Consider the following 18,094-nt stretch of genomic DNA (forward strand, 5'->3'; position numbering starts at 1 on the left):
GGCTACTCGGACCGGCTGGCCCGGTGACGGCGAACGTGGAAGGCGACACTGGCCGCTGCCGCACCGATGCCGGTGACGATCGCGGTGGTGGTGTGCCCGGTCAGGAGGGCCGCCACGGACACGGCCGCGAGGATCGCGGTGAGGGCGCTCACTCGGTCACCTCCTCTCGCACGAGGTGCGCCAGCGCGGCGCCCATGCCGAGCACGGCCACCGGCAGACAGGACACGAGCGTGGTGATCCACCACGGGGCGGACGTCCACCCGGCCGCGACGAGCAGGTGGTACGCGACCTGGCCGAGCGCCCCGACGACCAGTGAGCCGATGGCCGACCACTTCGCAAACGTGCGTGCCCGGTCCGGCACCCGCCCGGACAGCCACACGTACAGGGCGTACGCCCCGTACGTCTCCACGCCGATCGGGAGGGTGATCGCGGTGTTCAGGCTCACCGAGTCGGCGATGCCGGGCAGCGGGTGCACCACACCGAACCCGGTGAGTCCGCCGAGCCCGACCCAGCCGGACCAGATGGCCACGAACGCGGGGAGCGCGAGCAGCACCACCGGCCACACGGCCGCCCGTCGGCGCGGCTTGTCGTCGGCCGTCGTGCCCGGGTGACCGGGGGCCGTGACCTGCTCGACCGGCTCGACGACCGGGGCCGCCGGAGCAGGGGCCGGGTCCGGTACGACGGGCGGCGCGGACTCGGGTGCGGCCGGGACCGGAAGCGGGTCCGGCGTCTGCTCGGCCGGGTTGTCGTCCATCCAGATCGCCAGCAGCGAGCGCAGCTCGGTCGCCTTCGGTGCGCCGATGCGGAACTCGGTCATGAGCCGGTTGCGGCTCGGCAGCTCACCCAGCTCCTTGGCCAGCTCGCGCGCGGCCGGCAGCAGCTCGTCGACGGGCTGCGGGTAGCGGGTGCCGTTGATGGTCGGGGCAGTCATCGGGTCAGCTCCTTCGGGGCGGTGATGCCGCGCTGCTCCATCCACCGCTGCTGAGCGGGGCGCATTCGACTGGCGGCCTCCGACAGCAAGGCGGCCTGGCGCCGCGCCTCCTCGGCCTGCTCGGCGGCGCGCTCGGCGCGAAACCAGGTCAGGTACTTCTCGGCGGCGGCCGGGTCGCCGTGGCGGTGCACCAGGCCGCGGGCGATGGCGGCCACCAGCAGCAGCGTGCCGCCGCCACCGCCGAGGATCATCAGGACGTAGTGGGTCGAGGTCATCAGGACTCCCGAGCGGTCGGGTAGCGGTAGACGAAGCCGCACGTGCGGCTCAGGTGAAGCGGGGCACCCGCCCGGTACGGGGTCAGGCCCGCCGCGTGGATCGCGGCCGTGGCACCCTGCTCGTGGCGGGCGCAGCAGTAGACCGAGGCGTCGAGCGAGCCGTGCATCAGCCCGTACGCCGCCGAGTACACCTCGATGCGGACCGCCGCCGGCTGGCCGCAACCGGCCCACACCATCCGGCGGTTCACCGCGCGGCCCAGCTCGTCGACACGCACATACCGGCCGCGCCGACCTGGTCGCCGGTGCACGGCTTGTCGTGGTGGTTCTGCATCGCGGCGAGCCCGGCCAGGGCCGTGCACACCAGAACGGTGCGCACGACCAGGCGGTTGATGCGGGCGGCCATCAGGAGCGGGCCTGACGGGCCGTGCGCGCGGCGGCGAGCAGCGCGGCGGCGAGCTGCTCGGCCTGCTCGGCGGTCAGGTTGCCCGTCGCCTGCGCCTCGGCGCACTTGTCCGCCACGGCGGACAGGTAGATGGAAGCGGGGTCGATCCCGCCCGGCAGGCCCGGGGACTCGAAGGCGTCGACGGCGACCGTGACGGTGAGGGTGTCGAGCAGGTCGACGCCGTGACCGACGCGCACCTCGACGGCGGCCGAGGAGTGCAGGCGCTCCTCGCCGTCGTCGCTGTGGTCCTGCGTGCACCAGGTCGGGCAGAGGTCGCGGTCGACGGCCGCCCGGTACGGCGGGTTGACCGGGAACCGGCCGACGGCCGGGGCGGTCAGGTTGACGGTGTCGGCGTCGATGAGGCGGCGGTCGGCGGGGACGGGTGCGGATGCAATGATGCTCACGGGTCGCCTCCTGGGGCGATCAAGGGCCCGGGCAACAGGTGGTTGCACACCTGCCGGGCCCGCTTTGGTGTTGTGGGTCGGTCGGTGGGGGCCGGTTGCCCGGCCCCCGGTGGTTCAGCTGATGGGGTCGTAGCCGATCCGGTCGACCAGGTCGTCGTACTGCCGGTTCAGCCCCGCCAGGACCGGCGAATCGGCGGGCAGGGACTTGACCCGCTGGGCGATCCGGACGGCCTTCTCGATGTCCTTCTCGCTGGTGTTCGCCTTGGCGGTGACCTTCATGTCTGCCCCTCCGTCGCTCTTGGGTGTAGCTACACCCTAGCCGCTTGTGTAGCTACACCGCAAGGGGATAGCCTTTGGTCAACTTCGATGACAGGAGAGCGCGACATGGCACCGACCAGAGGCACGCCGACACGACCCGTACGGGTCGACCTCGACGAGTGGGAGCGGTTCGGGGTGGCGGCCAAGAGCCAGGGCGCCGACAGGTCGTCGCTCATCCGGGAGTTCATGCGGTGGTACCTACGGCTGCCCGGCGCGAAGCTGCCGAAGCGACCAGATGCCACGCCGGCGCCAGCCACCGAGTAGGGCGTCAGGTGGTCACAGACTGGCCACGGACCCGCCGAGATGGTCACGGCAGGGCCGTCATGATCCGGCACACCGCATAGCCAGTTAGCAGGCGAAACGCAGGGCCCCGTCATCGCCCATCACCGGGCGGCACGGGGCCCTGCTCACTTTTAATCCATAGGTTCAGGGTTCGAGTCCCTGGCGGCCCACTCCGTTCCAGCTCAGCGGCCCTCTACAGGGCCGCTTTTGTTGTGTTGAGGGCCTATACAGCAGCGAAGTACAGCAGTAGCGCCTTACCGGTCCAGCGCGCTGCCGAGCCGCTTGAGGGCGTCGCGGGTGGCCGCCGAGGACACCACCGTGTAGATCTCCATGGTGATGGCGAATTGCGCGTGCCGAAGGATCTGCATCGCCACCCGGGGGTGCACGTCCAGGTCCGCCAGGAGCGAGGCGCAGGTCCGCCGGGCATCCCTGACGGTGATCCGCCGGACTCCGGCCGCGTCACAGCGCCGGTCCCAGAAGCGGTTGAAGTTGCGCGGCTCGACTGGCCGCCCGTAGCGGGTGGTGAAGATCAGGTCTGAGGGCTGCCAGGCCGGACCGGCGGCGTCCCGGGCGGCAGTCTGCGCGGTGCGGCGGCGGTCGAGCGCCACAGTGCAGATGTCCGGCAGCGGCAGGGTGGCGTCCGAGGCAGCCGTCTTCGTCTCCCGGTGCAGCAGCTCGGCACCGACGCGTTGGAGTTGCCGATCGATGGTCAACTCCCCCGCGTCGAGGTCGACGTCTGCCCAGGTGAGCCCCAGCATCTCGCCTTTGCGCAGACCGAGCGCCAGGACTAGGACGTACGCGGCGTACAGCGGATCGTCGTCGGCGCGGGCCGACTCCAGGAAGCGTCGCGCCTCGTCGCTTGTCCACGCCTTCCGCTTGCGCTTGCGCACCGGCGGCAGCTTCACCAGTGAAGCAACGTTGCGGGTGATCAGCCCTTCGGTGATCGCCTGGGACAGCAGTGTCCGGAGGACGGTCCGCAGGTGCGTGACGCTCGTCGGCGAGGGTAAATCCCGGCAGCAGCGGCCAAGGGCACAGCAGCGACGCTGGGCGGGCTTGCGCCGCTCGTCCTTGCCCTGGGCGCAGCACTGGCAGGTCCGCCCGACCTCGTTGATCCAGGTCTGCACGTCGCTGACCCGGAGCTTGTCGAGGCGCTTCCGACCCAGCCCCGGCACGAGGTAGAGCCGGATCACCACCTCGTAGGTGACGTAGCTGCCGGGGGCCAGGTTCGGCTTGACGATCTCGCGCAGCCAGTAGCCGGCGTACTCCCCCACCGTCGGGGAGCGCGTCGCCACCGGACCGGCCTTGGCCTGACCGTGCAGCTTGATCCACTTGTCGTGGACCTCCTCGCGGGTTTTGCCGTAGACCCACTTCCGGCCCCGCTTGCCGTCCGGCTTCTCGACCCAGACGTACGCGGCGAAGCCGTTCCGGTACGGGAAGATCGAGCCTTCGCCGTTGGCCCTTACGCGTCCAGGCATCAGGCAGCCTCCTGCCGCTCGACCTGTTCACGGATGTACTCGTCAAGCCATTCGGGGAGGATGCGGCGGTATTTGCCGTCCTTGATGGAGCGCAGCTCGCCGGTGGCGATCTTCATCTTGACCTTGGAGATGCCGAAGCCCAGCAGCACGGCGACCTCGGCCGGCGAGTACCAGCGGGGGCGGAGGTCGTGGCTCATGCGGCGGCTCCGGTGAGCCAGGCTTCGTGGGCAAGTTCTTCCCGGCCGACACGGCTGCTCTCCCGTCACTGCCTCGCGGCGGTGTTGGCGAGCAGGGCGTCTCCGTCGGAGAGCCAGCCGGACCCGATGTAGGTAAGAGTGCCGACGGTGATCGTTTCGGTGGCTCCGTCGTCCTCAGTGCGGCGGTAGGTGGCGCGGGAGTCGCGGAGCTGGCCGAAGGTGACGGAGTAGCGGCGGGCCTTGGTAAGGAAGTGGCCGCCGAAGCCGAGCATGTGCGCCCAGTGCCGCAGTCCGGTGTAAGCGTTCGGTTTGGTGTCAAGGCTGGCTTGACGGTGGTCGCCGGTTGCGGCGCCGCCGGTCACATCGGTGTGGGTGGGGCGGCCGAGGTGCCAGCAGGCGTCGATGAGGCGGGCGACGTGGTCGCCTCCGGGGTCGGCGTAGTCGTCGATCGTGGCCGTGGTGAGTCGGGTGGAGGAGTGGCCGGTGGCTTCGGTGGCCTTGGTGGCGTACTTGGCGAGGTAGGCGGCGACCTTGCCGTCGGTCAGCTCGCCGTCGCTGCTGTTGATGCGTTTGACGTCGACCTGCTCGCCCCAGGCGATCAGCCACCCCTGCGGCTGGTCGGGGTGTGGGGGTGTGGTGACGGTGATCTGCCGGGCGGCGGCGTGGATCGCGTCTTCCAGGTCGTCGACGGTGATGCCGTCCGGTGGCGGTACGAGGGCGTCCGGGTCGTCGGGGTCAACGCCGTCCAGGCGCAACAGGACGTGGAAGTGCACCGCTCCCCGGCGTTGCATTTCGGCGACCTTGCCGTGGGACACCCGCACGGGCGGCATCCAGCGGACCTTGCCGGAGGCGGTGACGATGCCGACCTTCGGAATGCCGCGTCGACGGCACGTTGCGCCGACGTGGCGTTCGGCGGCCTGTTTGGTGCGTCGCCACAGCTCGCCGGAGAAGTGGTTCCAGACGACCTGGTGGGCGTGGTCGTAGCAGTCCAGGCACAACGGCTGGCCGAGCCGCGGATCGTCGGGGTCGTGGCGGGCGAAGCACGCCGAGGGCTGTCCGTGTGGGCAGGTTCGGGCGTTGCTGCGGGCGTGGCAGGGGGCGGGGCGGCAGTCACAGCGTTGCCGGTTGCGGCAGGTGTGGCGGGGGACGTGGCGGTGGTGGACCGGGCCGAAGGACGGGGCGGTGAAGGTGGCGAAGACGACCGGGTGCCGGCCGACCGAGGCGGGGATGCCCTTGCCGCCGGTCAGACCGCGACAGACGACTTGGTAGGCGTCGCCCTGGTAGACCCAGGCGCAGTCCGGGCACACCGATTCGCGGCGGTTGCCGCACGCCTTGTAGAGCGCCCGGTCAGGCAGCTCGGCAGTGTGCAGCTGGCCGGTGATCCGGCCGGTGGCGCGGTCGACGGCGGCGATGGTGCCGACGAGGCGGATCGGGCGAGCACAGCCGCCGGCGGGGCGGGTGTGCTCCAGCCAGCCGGAGAACCCCGGCGAGGCAGCGCGGTGCAGGACCTGGGCGTCACGGCCGACGGCGAGACCGGGCCAGTAGAGGGTGAGCGGGGTGGACACGGCTGTCTCCTCATCAGGGGGTGGCAGGGACGGGAGACGAAGCACCACCAGCCGTGGACGCCTGTCCGCTGGTGGTGTTCGTCGTGCCTCCTGGCACCGCCGAGAGGGCGGCTGACGCCGGAGGGCGGAATCGTGGTCGTGCCACTTCCCGCCGATGGGTCATGTCCTTTCACGCTCGTGGACTCGGTGATGATGGCCGGCACGGGTGGGAAGCCTGGGATATCGGCACCCGACGGGTTGCCGCAGGCTGCCCCCACCCGTGGACATGTGCGAATCCGGAGCCATCGTGGACGGCAGGGAAGACCGCGCTGGGCCGCTCAGCGGATTCGGGAACCGGCATAGCGGCCGGTGCGATCGAGAGCCTGCGGGACGTGCCCCGCATCAGCGACAGGAAGGCCGCTCGGCATCTCCGACGTCGAGTCCAGCGATCCGGCAGGAAGGCCGCGCCAGCGTGCTCGACGAGCGCCAGAGTAGCACCGGGTACCGACACGTCAACCCGCCGTAACCCCTCGGGCCGGGGCGGGACAGCCGGCTGCCGGCCGGCGTGGGAGGACTTCTGTACGTCTATCAAGGCGGCCCGCAACGGGCCGCACGCGCCGCCGCCTGGGCGCGCGTCCGTCGCTCCGCTGGCGCTCCGGCTCCGGTCACGCAACACGCCCGGCGGCTGGCGCGGAAGCGGGAAGCCCAAGGGGCCGCCGTAGACGATTGCGTTCGAAGGTGGATGAGGTTCGTGGACCGGCAGCCGGGCCGCGACGGCCGTCGCACCGCCGCGCCGCAGGGCGACTCGCTGCCGGCTGTGGCGAGGATGCGTCGCGAAGGATGCGGGGCCGCCCCTCCGACCTCAAGGGTGCTACGCATCGCTGCGCGACGGCCCTGCGGGCCGCCCTTGACCCCGGAGCCTCTGCGACCCCTCGGGCCGGCGTTGCCGGCAGGCGGGGGCCTGCCCGTGATGCTCGCGCCGCATCCCCGCCACAGCCTCGCCGCGTGCCGCTGCCTCGCGCTGTTTCGGGCAGTCTCATGGCTGGGCATGGCCGTCAATATCTACTTGACGTTAGGTCGGTCTGACAGTAGGTGTTGCTCCGCACCCTTACCTTGAAAACCAAGGCAGACGCTGGGCCCGTGCGGAGGTGTCAAATTGGTTGGGATCGACTGGCCCGAAGTCCTAGTCGGCTTCCTACTTGGTCTTGTCCCTCTGGTCGCACGTCAGCTTTACATTTTGATCAATTACATGCGCACGTCGGGACGCCGTAAGTATCTCGGCGTCTGGTGGACCTACCACCGCAGCACGACAGGCTCAGGAAAGATCATCGAGAGGCGCGTGCATGTCCGGTACTCGCTCATGTTCGACAGACTTACGCTGCGGGAGAAGAACGATCCGGAGGGGGGAGGCGGCTCCCTTCCCCTGACATACTCCGGGCATATCTCTCCGCGTCAGGGCATGGTCAGATACGTCGAGACGGTGGATGAAGCGTCACATGAGCGAAAAGTGTGGTTCCTCTTTGACCCGTTCTTTGATCCTGTCGAACAGACCGTTGGAATCTACCTGTCCCTTGACCTGAGGGGCCTTCCCAGCGCTGGGCCCATGATGCTTTCGAGGAAGAGGGTGCCGCGCGAGCAGGTCGATTCCATGCTCAACCAGCACGTATTGCGAGTTGCTGAGCTTTTGCCAGCGATCGACCACTAGCGCTGACGGCAGAACTCTCAGCACGAGTGACTAGATGAGTGACAACCAGAAGGAGGAGGAAGGACCACCACGGACGTTGCTGGACTATACGTCGAGCCCCTCACCGCCGCAGGGCTGATCGCGCCGTCGCGGAAGTTCCTTCACACCGAACGAGTCAGTCGAGCTGGTAGATCACAGTGTCCTCGCCCGACGTACTTGGGAGGCATAGTTGTCTGTCGGCGAGGCTCGGGGTCGGTGGAGAAGTCGATGAAGTCGCTGGCCGCCATGAGCCAGGTATCGGCCGATGAGCCGAGCTACCGATCTTGGTCGGCGGTGGGACAGGATGTTGGCCCGAGTCGGCTTCTACGTGAAGGTTCCTGTGGCGATTTCTGAGAGAACGTTGAAGATCGTCTGGTCGGAGGCCGGTGGCAAGTGCTGCATCTGCCGCGTGCTGGTGCTGACGCCCGGCACTGAGGACGACGACCCGTCGGTCTTCGGCGAACTGGCCCACATCGTGGCGAAGAGTCCTGGAGGTCCCCGAGCCGGCGGCCTGGACCCGTCGAAGCTCGACACTCACGAGAACCTGATGCTGCTGTGCAACAAGCACCACAAGCAGGTGGACGACCAGCCCAACCACTTCACGGTGGAGAAGCTGCATCAGATCAAACGCGATCACGCAGCTTGGGTGGCGTCGGAGTCCAGTGCCCCGGACAACATGAGACTGGTGCGGGACCCGACGTATCCGGTGCCGAAGAAGCTGAACATTATCGCCACTGGACACGCCCTCTGGCCGATGATCCAGGAGTGCGTGGCGACCAGCTACATCATCCCCGGCCGTATGCCGGACGAGGACGAGGACCTGATGGTCGAGTTCCTACAGCTGGTCAGGGACTACGCCGATATCCACGACGATCTTTACACCGTCCGTGAGCACCGCGATGCCGCTAAGGCCCTGGGCGAGTACATCAGCCAACTTGCCGAGCGCAACTACTTCGTTGGCGCGTGCATGAGGCGGCTTCTTCTAATCGGCGGGGTATCCAAGGAGGGCTCGCCGTGGCCGGAGCTCCACATCGAGATTCACGCTGGCGACCAAGCCCAGATCGTGGATAAGGACGGCAAGCCGATGGGTGCCACGGCTGGCGCTGTCAGCCGCGAGGTCGGGCGTGTGATGTTCCTGCGATGGCTGGAGCAGTACAGCGTTGAGCATCCGGGTGATCCCGCGCCGCTGGCCGAGTTCTTCGGAGATGAGCCACCTTCCGGACACCCGGAGGTGCTGTGGCGGGATCTGATCCGCGGCCTGGGCAACGAGGGCCTGATCCTCTGCTTCGAGAGCCTGGAGTTCTGGTCCAGCAGCGCCACGCTCACTGACAAGGGCAGAGCAGATCTGGAGTCGCGCCAGCCGTAGAAATGTCCGGAGACTGGCGCCGACGGCGGCTGGCAGCGCGAGCTGCTGCGGCCCTGACCTTCTGACCACTCTGAGAGCAGCGAGGAAGCATCAAACGCCCTGCTTGCGGGCGACGCAGGATGGCAGCAGGCGGGGTGGTGGCCAAGCTGAAAGGCACGGAATGACAGCCGACGGCAGCAGACGATGTGCTGCACCGGCGTTCACACCGAAGCGTCAGCGATTAGCGCCGCGGCGCTGCCCGAGTTTTCGGCGCCAAGGAGGTTGAGATTGGACTGCCCGCTCGACAGGTAGAGAATCGAGGCCTCCAATATTGATGTTGGGATCGAAGTAGTCATCGTGCAGCACAGCGTCGGGTTCAGGCGCCCGCAGTTGGTGACGCACCGCTCGATAGAACTCTTGTAGCGAGTCGTTGAGCCGGTCTAGAGGCGGGTACAGCGGGTGGTCCTGCGCTCGAGGGTCCTCGCCCGATTCTCTTTGTGCACGTACTGCGTACACGTGATGCCGGACGCGACGAGCCGCTTCTTGCACCCGTGCGTCCCCGACCAAGCGGAGCTGTTCCGACACGACAAATAGCTGTTGGTGTACGTCCTCCATCAGTTCCCGCTGCCGTGCCTGATCTGGGACTCGGTCGTAGCGGTCCGCTAGGTGACGTAAAGCCCTTGTCGCAGCGGCAAGTTCATTTGCTCTCTCTAGCAATGCGGCGTCCCATCTGCTTCGGATGTCGGCCGCCATCCGATTTGAGTTCGTCCTTACGGTAATGACCGCGGTTACCGACGTCGTGATCACGCCACCGAGAAAGCTCATGATTGCCACTACCCACTGCATAAGGCGAGCATACGCAACGATCCAAGCGACGGATGGCGTCCTCTGTGGCGTGATCACGACGTCGTCCGAGGTTGAAGAGGCCGGCACCTACTCGCTGTCGTGCGCGAGGCAGGTGCTGTCCGCGTTGGCGGCGAAGCGGGCGGGCTGACCCTCTAGCGCAGCAGAGCTGCAGACGAGGCATCAGGGTCTCGACTCTGCAGATCCGCCCCGTTGTAGCGAGACGACCCCAGGCCAGGCGGAGCCAGCAAAAAGCGTGCTACGCGACAGCGGTGGGCGGAAGGAGCGCCAACTCCGTCGAGCGTACGCACATCGGGCGATGCCCGTTCCCACTGGCTGGCCACCGCGATTAGGCTCCCCCGGCGCAGGTCGGGCTTGCTGGACTGCCAGCGGCGGCGCTCTCGACAGCAGCGCTGACAGCAACCGCCCCGAAGGCCGACGCACGAGCGAGACGAGCGACGGACGCTGCTCCGAGCTTTCGGCCGTCCCCGGACAAGGACGGACGTGCTGCACCGAGCTTACAAGCGAGGGGTCATCTGCAGCTGCTACCGGCCGACGCGGATGCGGTCGGCGGCGTACAGCTCGCGGGAGCCGTCGGCGCGGAAGATCACGATGACCGGGATCCCCTCGCCCATCTCCAGCTCGCGCCGCTCGACAGGGGTAGGCATCCGAGCGGTGGCGGTGTCGCCCTTGAGGAGAGTCACAGTCTCGGTCGGCTCTACAGCGCGGACGAACGTCCCGCGCGGCGGTTCCACGATTACGAGCCCTTCCGACCGGAGCAGTGCTACCGCTTGTCGGACACTCGTGCGGCTCAGCCCGTACTCCTGAGCCAACCGCAGCTCGCTGGGAAGTGAAGCCCCGGGCGCGAGGTCGCCAGAGGTGATCCGGTCTCGCAGGAGGTCTGCGAGCTGCCGGAACACGGCGCGATCCGCACTCGGGTCGATCACGAAAGTGACGCTACGTGTCCAACAGCTCTACATCTTATTGTATCTACAGTCCTACGTCGTTACGGTGATGCGAGCTGCGGCATTGCGCTGAGCCGGTCTGCGGGAACACCCGCGACCTTGGTCGAGAGCCAAGGGAGGCCCGATGCCTCGTGTCTCGTACGAGGAGTACCTGATCGCCGTCGCGCTCACTCTGGCCAGGCGGCACCGGCCGGTCTGGTCATGGGAGCGATGGCGGAGGGTCTGCCGTTGCGGAAGCGAGCTGCCCTGTCGTACGACGCATCGGATCCCGATCAATCGAGGCCACTGGCCTTCTGAGGACGACCGGCAAGACGCCCGACCAACGAACCAGGCGGCGGCGAAGGAGATGCGGAGATGACGACTCACCTCCCGGTCACACCGGCTTGGAGCTGCGGCGGCTGCGGTGCCGACTGGCCCTGCCAGACGCGGCGACACGAGCTGCGAGCCGAGTACGACCGCGCCCCGGTGTCGATGGCTCTCTACCTGGCCGCCCAGCTCATCGACGCCGCCCAGGATCTGGCCCACGTCCCCGCCGGCCACTTGCACCACCGCTTCCTCGGCTGGACCCGATGAGCATCCTTCGGCCCGGTGATGAGAAGTTCCACTACAGCGACGGCTCCCACCGGTGGACCCCGCCGGACCTGGACTACGACCAGGAGGTCTGGGAGGAGCAGGTCCGCCAGCACAAGCAAGGCCACCTCAGGAACGAGCGCCCCAAGGTCCGCATCCAGCGTCTGATCTGATGCCAGCAGTACAGCAGCGAAGTACAGCAACCGTGCCAGCCGAACCAAGCCGAGAAGCGCGCCAGCAGGCCCGATGACCTCGCACCGCGCCCGACCCAGCCAGTTCGCCGGCAATCCATAGGTTCAGGGTTCGAGTCCCTGGCGGCCCACCGGAACGGATACCCAAACGGCGGGGCGCAGGGTCACAAGAACGCAGGCCACGGCCGATATCCTGGCCGCGCGGCCACGCCCGGCTCTTGGGAGTCGCGGGTCAGTTCTGGCCGGGACCAGCGATGGGCAGTCCTGCTTTGTTTCCTTGGCGCACTCGAGCAGTCGCCGGTCGTAGGTGACCAAGGCGATGAGTGCCCGTCCGAACTCGTTGGTCAGCACTTGGGCGGCGGCCAAGTGGATGGCGTCGAGGCTGCGAAGCGTCGGCTCAGCGAACGCGGCCTGCGGTCGCGCGGATCGTACTGTCGATCTCCAGTCGGAAAAGCGGCCAGAGGTGTGAGCCGGAGCCGGTCCGCTATTCGCCGCCGGCGATGGTGGCGCCGCTGACGGTGTCCACGTACCACCGCTGGTACTCCTCCAGCGGCCATCCGCGTTGTCGGACGAGCCAGTCGAAGTTGCGGACGTCCTGGGCCAGCCAGAGGATGTCGGCCACCTGCTCGACGTCCAGGTCGGGGCGGAGTGCTCCCGTGCCGACGAGTTCTGCGGCGAACATGGCCATGCCGCGGCGGCGCTCTTCGATGTTCTTGCGCCAGACCTCGGCGGCGTCTGGGTCGGCCGTGGCCGCTCCGGCCAACGCGAGCATCACCTGGGCCTGCCGGGCGTTGACCTCCACCAGATGGCGGGCGTAGCGGGCGAGCTTGGCGCGGGGGTGGGCGAGCGCGCGGATCTCGGCGACGAAGGGTCGGTCCGGCAGGGCTACCGGTTCATCGTCGCCGGCCAGGGTGACGTCAACCAGATCGGAGAGTAGTTGCCGCTTGCTGCCGAACAGCGCGTACACCGTCTGGACCGCGACGCCGGCCTCCGCGGCGACGGCGGTCAACGGCGTGGCCGCGTATCCGGGGTCGACGAACAGCCGGCTGGCCGCTTCGAGGATCGCCTGTCGGGTCTGTCGGGACTGTTCCTTCCGCCGGGACGAGTCATAGCGCCTCTTGACAACCACACCGCGAGTGTAGTGCTCTATTGGATAGATGCTAACTCTATTGAAAGAGGCGGCCATGCCGTTCGGTGTGTTGCAGGAGATGCCCGGTGTCAGCGAGGCGGAGTACCGGCAGGTGGAGCGACACCTCGGACCGGACCGACCGCCGGGACTCGTCGCGCATGTCGCCGGCCCGACCGCGGGCGGCTGGCGGATCATCAACATCTGGCAGGACGAAGACGCGTTCCGCCGGTTCCAGTCGGAACGGCTGGTCCGGGCTGCCGGCCTGGCGGCGCAGGAGGACGGCTTCGATCCAACCAAGGCGGCCAGTTTCCGATCGATGAGCGTCGACGGCACCGAGATGCCGTTCTGATGGCCGACACCGTCACGTTGCAGGCCCGCAGCGCCGCTTTCTGGACGGGTGCGGCAGCCGGCTGGATCCGGCACGCCGATCGGCAGGACGAGGTCGGTCGACCGCTGGGCGCACCGGCCATGGATCGATTGGCCGCACGGCCGGCCGAACGGATCCTTGATGTGGGCTGCGGCTGCGGCGGCACCACGGCCGAGATCGCCGCGGCGGTCGGCGATACCGGCGCGGCGATCGGTATCGACATCGCCGAGGCGATGGTGGCCGCCGCTCGGCAACGGTTCCCTCCGGACCGGTACCCGAGTGTCCGGTTCCGCACGGCCGACATCGAGACCCTCGATGTGGTCCCGGGGGCACCGTTCGACGCGGCGTACTCGCGAATGACCCTGATGCTGTTGGCGGATCCCGTTGCCGGCTGCACCGCGATCCGGCGATCACTGCGCCCGGGAGGGCGCCTCGCCGCCACCGTCTTCCGCGACGGCAGCGTCAACCCGTGGCTGTTCGCGGCGATGCTCGGCGCGGCACCGCACCTCGGGCCGCTACCACCGCTACCGGTGGGTGACGAGCCCGGTCCGTTCTCCTTCGCCGACCCGGCACGGCTCGCCCGGGTCCTCAGCGTCGCCGGCTTCACCGCCGTCACGATCACGCCGCATGACATCACTATGGACGCTCCGGACGATGCCGATGCGGTGGCCGAATGGCTTATCGAGGTCGGCGCCGCCGGTGCGGCGTACCGGGCTGCGCCGCCGGCTGGGCAGGCTTCGGCCCGAGCGGGGGCGGTCCGGCTGCTCGAACGGTTTCGTGAACCTGGCGTCGGCTACCGACTGCCCGCCGGCCTGTGGCTCCTCTCTGCTGTCGCCGTCAGGGCTGACAAACCATCCGCCGCGGGCTGTCCGCCGGTCACCCACCACCGACAACCACGTCAGGACGAGAACCGATGAGAACGATCCGAATGCTCGCACCGATCCTCTGTGTGGTGATCGCCCTGACGGCGTGTGCCGACGCGGGCGCGCCCGATTCCTTCGGGGCCGCTACGCCAGGCACCCCCACAGCAGCCGACGCCGCGTCCAGCACCGCCGGATCCGCTCCGGCCGGCGGCTCGGCGCCGGTGTCGGCGAAGGAGGTGTGTGCCTACCTCGACGGACAGTTGCCGACGCTGAAAGGGATCGGGTCCGAGACGGGCACGATGGCCAACCTCACCGTGAACCTCTACTCGTGGTACGAGAAGCAGGGTGCCGTGCCGACTGGCCGTCAGATCGACGACCAGACCCGGCAGGAATGTCCGGCGACCCGGACCAAGGTGCTCGAACTCGCCGGTATGGAGAGCTTCGAACGGCTGTAGCCGCTGGGATCGGGCCGCGCCCGATCGGCGTCCGGTCGCCGGAACCGCCGTCGGGCGGCGCCGCGGTCGAAGACGCCTACCGCCCGCCCGGAGACCGGCTGGGGTGCCGAGAGTGGCCGGCAGGGGGCGGGCGCTGGCTGCTCGGACGCCTCGTTGAGTAGTCACGCTGTCGCGAGCCGGGTCGGCGAGTCTCCCTCGACCCGGCGCTCAAGGCCCGCTACAGCAAGGCCCCTCCCTTCCGGAGGAGCACCGCGAGCGCTGAGCGCCCGATTGCCGATCATCTTCGACCAAGGTGGCGACCTCCGCCGGATCGCCCAAGCTCCGCCGGGGTCGCGGTTGATCAGCCTCCTGATCTGCGCGAACGTAGCGGTAGTAGTTCACCAGCGATGGTGGCGTTGCGGTTCGCATGGTGATGCCTCCGGCCCACTCCCCACAGTTCAGCGGCCCCGACCGAGGTCGCTGTTGGCATGATCGGGGGAGGTACAGCAGCGAAGTGCATCAGTGAACCAACCGCCAGCCCGGCCTCCGTGTCAGAGTGCTCTCCGAAGCGGCAGCGGACCGAACAGCTGGAGGGTAGGCGATGACGGACGGACCGCTCGTGCGCAATTCGCGGCTGCTCGGCCTGTTCGTCGAGATCGTTCGAGGACCCGAAGGGACCCTGCGGGCAGTCGAGACCGCCGGCCGTGGCATCACGGCAGAGGCACGCTGCACACTGGCCGTGGCCGCAGACAAGATGGCCACCGACTCCGGCAGTCCGGCCGAGGCGCGTCAGAGAAGCCACGACTGCGCCGACCGACTCGTCGAACTTGGTGCCATCGAAGATGACCTGAGCGACTTGTGGTCCCGCCGCCGAGGAGGCGAGCTTGAGGAGGCCGCGTTTGAGGCTAGCCTCCTGCGAATCGTCATGCGCCTGGAGGCGTGGCCGCGATCTTGGCCGCGCCTGTCAGCCTGATGAGCAGGGTTCGTACATCCGGCGCGGAGGAAGGGGCGGTCGGGACCGAGTCGAGTTGGCAGGGCACCGCTCGACAGCGTTCCGGTGCCACCGGTCGGATACTGGCCGGGTGACGGAGGAACTGACTGACAGGTCGACGCGGTGGACGATTCATGGTGAGCGGGTTGTCGACGGCAGCCGGCGCTCCCGGTTGAGCATCGCGGACGTGGAGCTTCCAGACGGGATCCGCTTCGAGCAGTACGTGATCCGGGCGCCCCGATCGGCCATGGTTGCTGTACTAGACGGCCAGGAGCGCCTGCTTCTGATGCGACGGCACCGGTTTGTCTTCGACCGGTGGGTGTGGGAGCTGCCCGGCGGCTACGTCGACGAGGGCGAGGATCCGGCAAAGTGCGCGCTCCGGGAGGTCGAGGAGGAGACCGGGTGGCGACCGCGGACGCGGAGAACTTGCTGTTCCTCGCCCGCGAGGCGGAGCACATCGGCGCCCCGGTGGACGTCAACGAGACCGAGCGGGTGGCCTGGATTCCACTGGAAGAGGCGCGGCGACTCGTGTCCGAGGGTGAGATCATGGGTGCCGGCACAGTGATCGCGGTGCTGGAATTGGTGGCACGGAAGGCCCGGGGTGAGCTGTAGTCAGCGCCGCTGGCCGAGTGCCGCGTCGACCCGGGTGATGAACTGCCGTACCGCTGGCGTACGGCGGTGAGGTGTCAGACCGGTTTGCAGGTCGCGCACGTAACGGACGGCACGGGCCGACCGTAGCTGCGTGGCGAGGTTGAGGGCTTCGGTGCCGATGGCGCTGGCACGTTCCGGCTCGCCGTAACGAGCGTAGACGCTGGCCAGTAGGGCGAGGTTGAACGCCTTCCCGCGCACGTAACGCTCGTCCATCTTCAGTGAGCGAGCGGCGAAGCGCTCGGCTCGACGGTGTTGACCGAGCGCGTGAAAGCAATGGCCGAACTTGGCTGACAGGTACGCCTCGTCGAAGTAGCCGAGCCATTGCGGGTCGCTGCTGCGGTCGGCGCGGTCGAGGGCTTGCTCTGCTTGATGAAGCGCGGCGGCGCAATCCCGTTCGTGGAGGGCGACAGCATGGGCGTGGGCTTCCATGACCAGTGCTTCCGCGGTCAGCACCGATCACCGCCCGCTTTCTGGAGGGTGTGCGGTGACCACCCACGGTCCGGTCATGCCGGTCTGGAGCTGTGGCGGCTGCGACCTGCCCTGGCCCTGTCCCACGCGCAAGCGGGAACTGCGCGCTGAGTATGCCGACGCCCCGGTGTCGCTGGCTCTCTACCTCGGCTCCTACCTCGTGCAAGCCACCGAGGACATGCCCTGGACGCCGGCCGGCGTGCTGCACCGCCGTTTTCTCGGCTGGACGCGGGAAACGGCTCCACCGAAGCCAGGAGTACGGAAACTGACTCCTCCGCGTCACCGATGACGCGGAGGAAACGATGACTCGATCCGGCCAGGAGCCCGTGATGATCGTGCCGCCGGCGGGAGGCGAGTCGAGGGAAACCGAGTACCTCCTTCGCAATCCGAGCAACGCCGCCGCACTACGCCGATCGATGGCAGAGCTTGAGAAGGGCGACACCGCCGAGCGGAGCCCGACAGTGACAGCCGGGAGCGCCAGGTTTAGCGGCTTGCCTGATGGCTATGAGGGGGATCGATCCGCAGACCGACGATCGAGGAGAGAACCGATGGCCAGCGGTGCGATCCCGTCCGACGATCCGACCCGTACCCTCGTCCACGCCCGCCCCGACGATCCCGCCCTCTCCCACCTCGCCATCGCGGGCGGCACCTACACGATCCTGGTCACCGGCGCGCAGACGGCCGGCCGGTACTGCCTGATCGACATGCGGGTTCCGCCCGGTGGTGGGCCGCCTCCGCACCGGCACGACTTCGAGGAGATGTTCACGGTGCTCGACGGGGCGGTGGAGTTCACGTTCCGGGGCGAGCGGACCGTCGCGCGGGCCGGGGACACGATCAACATTCCGGCGAACGCGCCGCACTTCTTCCGCAACTCCTTCGACCAGCCCGCGCGGCTGCTCTGCATGTGCACGCCGGCCGGGCAGGACGAGTATTTCCTGCGGGTGGGCGACCGGGTGGACGGTCCCACCTCGCCGCCGCCGGCTCTCACCGACGAGGAGCAGGCCGAGCGCCGGGACCGGGCCGCCGCGTTGGCCGCCGACTACCGCACGGAGTTGCTGATCGGCTGACACCGGCAGCACGCGAGCACCACGCAAACGGCTCACCGCCGTGGCCGAGACCACGACGGTGAGCCGTTTGCCGTACGAGGAGGTCAGCTCGTCGCGACGAGCTGGAACCGCTGGTTGGCCTGGCCGTTGCAGTCGTAGATCTGCACCTGCTGGCCGTTGCCGGTGCCCCAGACGTCGAGGCAGCGCCCGGACTGGGCTCCGGTGATGGTGCCGTTGGAGTTGACGTTCCACTGCTGGTTCGTCTGTCCGTTGCAGCTGTAGATCTGGACGGCCGAGCCGTTGCCGGAGCCGGCGGCGTCCAGGCACATCGAGCCGTACACGGTCAGTTGCCGGCTGGAGGTGTAGGTCCACCGCTGGTTGGTCTGGCCGTGGCAGTCGTAGAGCTGCACCCGGGTGCCGTTGCTCTGCGAGGAGTTCGGCACGTCGATGCACCGGCCGGACTGGCTGCCGACGATCCGGCTCGCGCCGTTGGTCGGGGGCGGCGTGGTCGGCCCGCCGGTCGGCGACACGGTTGGCGACACGGTCGGCGACACGGTCGTGGTCGGCGTGGGGCTGGGCGACGCGGCGTTGAGGACGTTGAGGACCGAGTTGTACGCGGCCTTCTTGTTGCCTCCGCCGT

The 18,094-nt window shown here is 68.5% G+C and carries 23 protein-coding genes and 3 pseudogenes; 12 read left to right on the plus strand and 14 right to left on the minus strand.

Translation table 11 applies throughout. From position 1 onward, the window contains the following. Window positions 1-2: 2 nt before the first annotated feature. From OC439_RS25525 to OC439_RS25555, 7 genes are all read right to left on the minus strand, one after another. The gene (locus tag OC439_RS25525; RefSeq protein ID WP_262015658.1) at window positions 3-152 is read right to left on the minus strand and encodes a hypothetical protein; all 150 of its coding nucleotides are present in this window, start codon (window positions 150-152) and stop codon (window positions 3-5) included. After that, entirely contained in the window at window positions 149-931 is a 783-nt protein-coding gene (locus tag OC439_RS25530) for an ABC transporter permease (RefSeq protein WP_262015659.1), read from the minus strand. The genes OC439_RS25525 and OC439_RS25530 overlap by 4 nt, the downstream gene beginning before the upstream one ends. After that, window positions 928-1,206 carry a hypothetical protein gene (locus tag OC439_RS25535; protein WP_262015660.1) on the minus strand — a complete coding sequence of 93 codons (279 nt, stop codon included), beginning with the start codon at window positions 1,204-1,206 and terminating at the stop codon, window positions 928-930. Before OC439_RS25535 ends, OC439_RS25530 begins: the two co-directional genes overlap by 4 nt. Beyond that, on the minus strand, window positions 1,206-1,481 hold the full coding sequence (locus OC439_RS25540; RefSeq protein ID WP_262015661.1) for a hypothetical protein: 276 nt from the start codon (window positions 1,479-1,481) through the stop codon (window positions 1,206-1,208). The genes OC439_RS25535 and OC439_RS25540 overlap by 1 nt, the downstream gene beginning before the upstream one ends. Further along, complete coding sequence (locus tag OC439_RS25545; protein ID WP_262015662.1) at window positions 1,451-1,609, minus strand: hypothetical protein; 159 nt, start codon at window positions 1,607-1,609, stop codon at window positions 1,451-1,453. The genes OC439_RS25540 and OC439_RS25545 overlap by 31 nt, the downstream gene beginning before the upstream one ends. Next, on the minus strand, window positions 1,609-2,052 hold the full coding sequence (locus OC439_RS25550) for a DUF6907 domain-containing protein (RefSeq protein WP_262015663.1): 444 nt from the start codon (window positions 2,050-2,052) through the stop codon (window positions 1,609-1,611). The genes OC439_RS25545 and OC439_RS25550 overlap by 1 nt, the downstream gene beginning before the upstream one ends. Window positions 2,053-2,166: 114 nt before the next feature. Beyond that, on the minus strand, window positions 2,167-2,331 hold the full coding sequence (locus tag OC439_RS25555; protein ID WP_262015664.1) for a hypothetical protein: 165 nt from the start codon (window positions 2,329-2,331) through the stop codon (window positions 2,167-2,169). A gap of 105 nt (window positions 2,332-2,436) precedes the next feature. Here OC439_RS25555 and OC439_RS25560 point away from each other — a divergent pair, with 105 nt between their 5' ends. Continuing rightward, a complete protein-coding gene (locus OC439_RS25560) occupies window positions 2,437-2,634 on the plus strand; it encodes a hypothetical protein (RefSeq protein WP_262015665.1) in 198 nt (65 codons plus the stop codon). A 272-nt stretch (window positions 2,635-2,906) separates the two neighbouring features. Here OC439_RS25560 and OC439_RS25565 read toward each other — a convergent pair whose 3' ends face one another. From OC439_RS25565 to OC439_RS25575, 3 genes and pseudogenes are all read right to left on the minus strand, one after another. After that, window positions 2,907-4,127, minus strand: a complete 1,221-nt coding sequence (locus OC439_RS25565; protein ID WP_262015666.1) for a tyrosine-type recombinase/integrase — start codon at window positions 4,125-4,127, stop codon at window positions 2,907-2,909. Next, a complete protein-coding gene (locus tag OC439_RS25570; RefSeq protein WP_262015667.1) occupies window positions 4,127-4,324 on the minus strand; it encodes an excisionase family DNA-binding protein in 198 nt (65 codons plus the stop codon). The genes OC439_RS25565 and OC439_RS25570 overlap by 1 nt, the downstream gene beginning before the upstream one ends. Continuing rightward, window positions 4,321-5,889, minus strand: a pseudogene (locus OC439_RS25575) (replication initiator). Before OC439_RS25575 ends, OC439_RS25570 begins: the two are co-directional and overlap by 4 nt. A gap of 1,135 nt (window positions 5,890-7,024) precedes the next feature. Between OC439_RS25575 and OC439_RS25580 the strand changes: the two are divergent. Continuing rightward, window positions 7,025-7,573, plus strand: a complete 549-nt coding sequence (locus tag OC439_RS25580) for a hypothetical protein (protein ID WP_262015668.1) — start codon at window positions 7,025-7,027, stop codon at window positions 7,571-7,573. 322 nt (window positions 7,574-7,895) lie between these two features. Next, window positions 7,896-8,957, plus strand: a complete 1,062-nt coding sequence (locus tag OC439_RS25585; protein WP_262015669.1) for an HNH endonuclease — start codon at window positions 7,896-7,898, stop codon at window positions 8,955-8,957. A gap of 1,367 nt (window positions 8,958-10,324) precedes the next feature. Here the strand turns inward: OC439_RS25585 and OC439_RS25590 are convergent. Next, window positions 10,325-10,726 carry a winged helix-turn-helix domain-containing protein gene (locus tag OC439_RS25590; RefSeq protein ID WP_069088172.1) on the minus strand — a complete coding sequence of 134 codons (402 nt, stop codon included), beginning with the start codon at window positions 10,724-10,726 and terminating at the stop codon, window positions 10,325-10,327. A gap of 372 nt (window positions 10,727-11,098) precedes the next feature. Between OC439_RS25590 and OC439_RS25595 the strand changes: the two genes are divergently transcribed. Both OC439_RS25595 and OC439_RS25600 read left to right on the plus strand, forming a co-directional pair. Further along, window positions 11,099-11,317 (plus strand): flavin reductase, encoded by a 219-nt coding sequence (locus OC439_RS25595; protein WP_262015670.1) that lies wholly within the window; start codon window positions 11,099-11,101, stop codon window positions 11,315-11,317. Further along, window positions 11,314-11,487, plus strand: coding sequence for a hypothetical protein (locus OC439_RS25600; RefSeq protein WP_167435514.1), 174 nt, complete (start codon window positions 11,314-11,316; stop codon window positions 11,485-11,487). Before OC439_RS25595 ends, OC439_RS25600 begins: the two co-directional genes overlap by 4 nt. A 502-nt stretch (window positions 11,488-11,989) precedes the next feature. On the opposite strand, the gene OC439_RS25605 is transcribed toward OC439_RS25600, so the two are convergent. Beyond that, the gene (locus OC439_RS25605) at window positions 11,990-12,634 is read right to left on the minus strand and encodes a TetR/AcrR family transcriptional regulator (protein ID WP_262015671.1); all 645 of its coding nucleotides are present in this window, start codon (window positions 12,632-12,634) and stop codon (window positions 11,990-11,992) included. Window positions 12,635-12,689: 55 nt separating this feature from the next. Here OC439_RS25605 and OC439_RS25610 point away from each other — a divergent pair, with 55 nt between their 5' ends. The 5 genes and pseudogenes from OC439_RS25610 to OC439_RS25630 all read left to right on the plus strand — a co-directional run bounded on the left by OC439_RS25610 (window position 12,690) and on the right by OC439_RS25630 (window position 15,901). Continuing rightward, window positions 12,690-12,983: a hypothetical protein gene (locus OC439_RS25610; RefSeq protein WP_262015672.1), complete on the plus strand. Its 294-nt coding sequence runs from the start codon at window positions 12,690-12,692 to the stop codon at window positions 12,981-12,983. Then, entirely contained in the window at window positions 12,983-13,918 is a 936-nt protein-coding gene (locus tag OC439_RS25615) for a methyltransferase domain-containing protein (protein ID WP_262015673.1), read from the plus strand. The genes OC439_RS25610 and OC439_RS25615 overlap by 1 nt, the downstream gene beginning before the upstream one ends. 11 nt (window positions 13,919-13,929) lie before the next feature. Next, window positions 13,930-14,319, plus strand: coding sequence for a hypothetical protein (locus OC439_RS25620; protein WP_262015674.1), 390 nt, complete (start codon window positions 13,930-13,932; stop codon window positions 14,317-14,319). 580 nt (window positions 14,320-14,899) lie between these two features. Continuing rightward, window positions 14,900-15,271, plus strand: coding sequence for a hypothetical protein (locus tag OC439_RS25625; protein WP_262015675.1), 372 nt, complete (start codon window positions 14,900-14,902; stop codon window positions 15,269-15,271). 109 nt (window positions 15,272-15,380) lie between these two features. Then, a pseudogene (locus OC439_RS25630) lies at window positions 15,381-15,901 on the plus strand (NUDIX hydrolase). Here OC439_RS25630 and OC439_RS25635 read toward each other — a convergent pair. Then, window positions 15,902-16,393: pseudogene (locus tag OC439_RS25635) on the minus strand (XRE family transcriptional regulator); the annotation flags it as partial. Between the two features lie 31 nt (window positions 16,394-16,424). Between OC439_RS25635 and OC439_RS30325 the strand changes: the two are divergent. Together OC439_RS30325 and OC439_RS25640 are read left to right on the plus strand one after the other, a co-directional pair. Next, window positions 16,425-16,697, plus strand: a complete 273-nt coding sequence (locus tag OC439_RS30325; protein ID WP_410054958.1) for a hypothetical protein — start codon at window positions 16,425-16,427, stop codon at window positions 16,695-16,697. Window positions 16,698-16,956: 259 nt separating this feature from the next. Next, complete coding sequence (locus OC439_RS25640) at window positions 16,957-17,475, plus strand: cupin domain-containing protein (RefSeq protein WP_262015676.1); 519 nt, start codon at window positions 16,957-16,959, stop codon at window positions 17,473-17,475. Between the two features lie 83 nt (window positions 17,476-17,558). Here OC439_RS25640 and OC439_RS25645 read toward each other — a convergent pair. After that, window positions 17,559-18,094 (minus strand): RICIN domain-containing protein (locus tag OC439_RS25645; RefSeq protein WP_262015677.1); only part of this gene is annotated, 536 nt, incomplete at its 5' end.

Source organism: Micromonospora sp. Mcm103 (assembly GCF_024519755.1).
In the GTDB taxonomy this organism is placed as follows: Bacteria; Actinomycetota; Actinomycetes; order Mycobacteriales; family Micromonosporaceae; genus Micromonospora; species Micromonospora aurantiaca.

Excerpts from the sequence above, each read along its gene's own strand:
- OC439_RS25530 (WP_262015659.1), bottom strand. The coding sequence starts at position 931 with ATGACTGCCCCGACCATCAACGGCACCCGCTACCCGCAGCCCGTCGAC.
- OC439_RS25535 (WP_262015660.1), bottom strand. The coding sequence starts at position 1,206 with ATGACCTCGACCCACTACGTCCTGATGATCCTCGGCGGTGGCGGCGGC.
- OC439_RS25545 (WP_262015662.1), bottom strand. The coding sequence starts at position 1,609 with ATGGCCGCCCGCATCAACCGCCTGGTCGTGCGCACCGTTCTGGTGTGC.
- OC439_RS25555 (WP_262015664.1), bottom strand. The coding sequence starts at position 2,331 with ATGAAGGTCACCGCCAAGGCGAACACCAGCGAGAAGGACATCGAGAAG.
- OC439_RS25560 (WP_262015665.1), top strand. The coding sequence starts at position 2,437 with ATGGCACCGACCAGAGGCACGCCGACACGACCCGTACGGGTCGACCTC.
- OC439_RS25565 (WP_262015666.1), bottom strand. The coding sequence starts at position 4,127 with ATGCCTGGACGCGTAAGGGCCAACGGCGAAGGCTCGATCTTCCCGTAC.
- OC439_RS25570 (WP_262015667.1), bottom strand. The coding sequence starts at position 4,324 with ATGAGCCACGACCTCCGCCCCCGCTGGTACTCGCCGGCCGAGGTCGCC.
- OC439_RS25585 (WP_262015669.1), top strand. The coding sequence starts at position 7,896 with ATGTTGGCCCGAGTCGGCTTCTACGTGAAGGTTCCTGTGGCGATTTCT.
- OC439_RS25595 (WP_262015670.1), top strand. The coding sequence starts at position 11,099 with ATGACGACTCACCTCCCGGTCACACCGGCTTGGAGCTGCGGCGGCTGC.
- OC439_RS25600 (WP_167435514.1), top strand. The coding sequence starts at position 11,314 with ATGAGCATCCTTCGGCCCGGTGATGAGAAGTTCCACTACAGCGACGGC.
- OC439_RS25610 (WP_262015672.1), top strand. The coding sequence starts at position 12,690 with ATGCCGTTCGGTGTGTTGCAGGAGATGCCCGGTGTCAGCGAGGCGGAG.
- OC439_RS25615 (WP_262015673.1), top strand. The coding sequence starts at position 12,983 with ATGGCCGACACCGTCACGTTGCAGGCCCGCAGCGCCGCTTTCTGGACG.
- OC439_RS25620 (WP_262015674.1), top strand. The coding sequence starts at position 13,930 with ATGCTCGCACCGATCCTCTGTGTGGTGATCGCCCTGACGGCGTGTGCC.
- OC439_RS25625 (WP_262015675.1), top strand. The coding sequence starts at position 14,900 with ATGACGGACGGACCGCTCGTGCGCAATTCGCGGCTGCTCGGCCTGTTC.
- OC439_RS25640 (WP_262015676.1), top strand. The coding sequence starts at position 16,957 with ATGGCCAGCGGTGCGATCCCGTCCGACGATCCGACCCGTACCCTCGTC.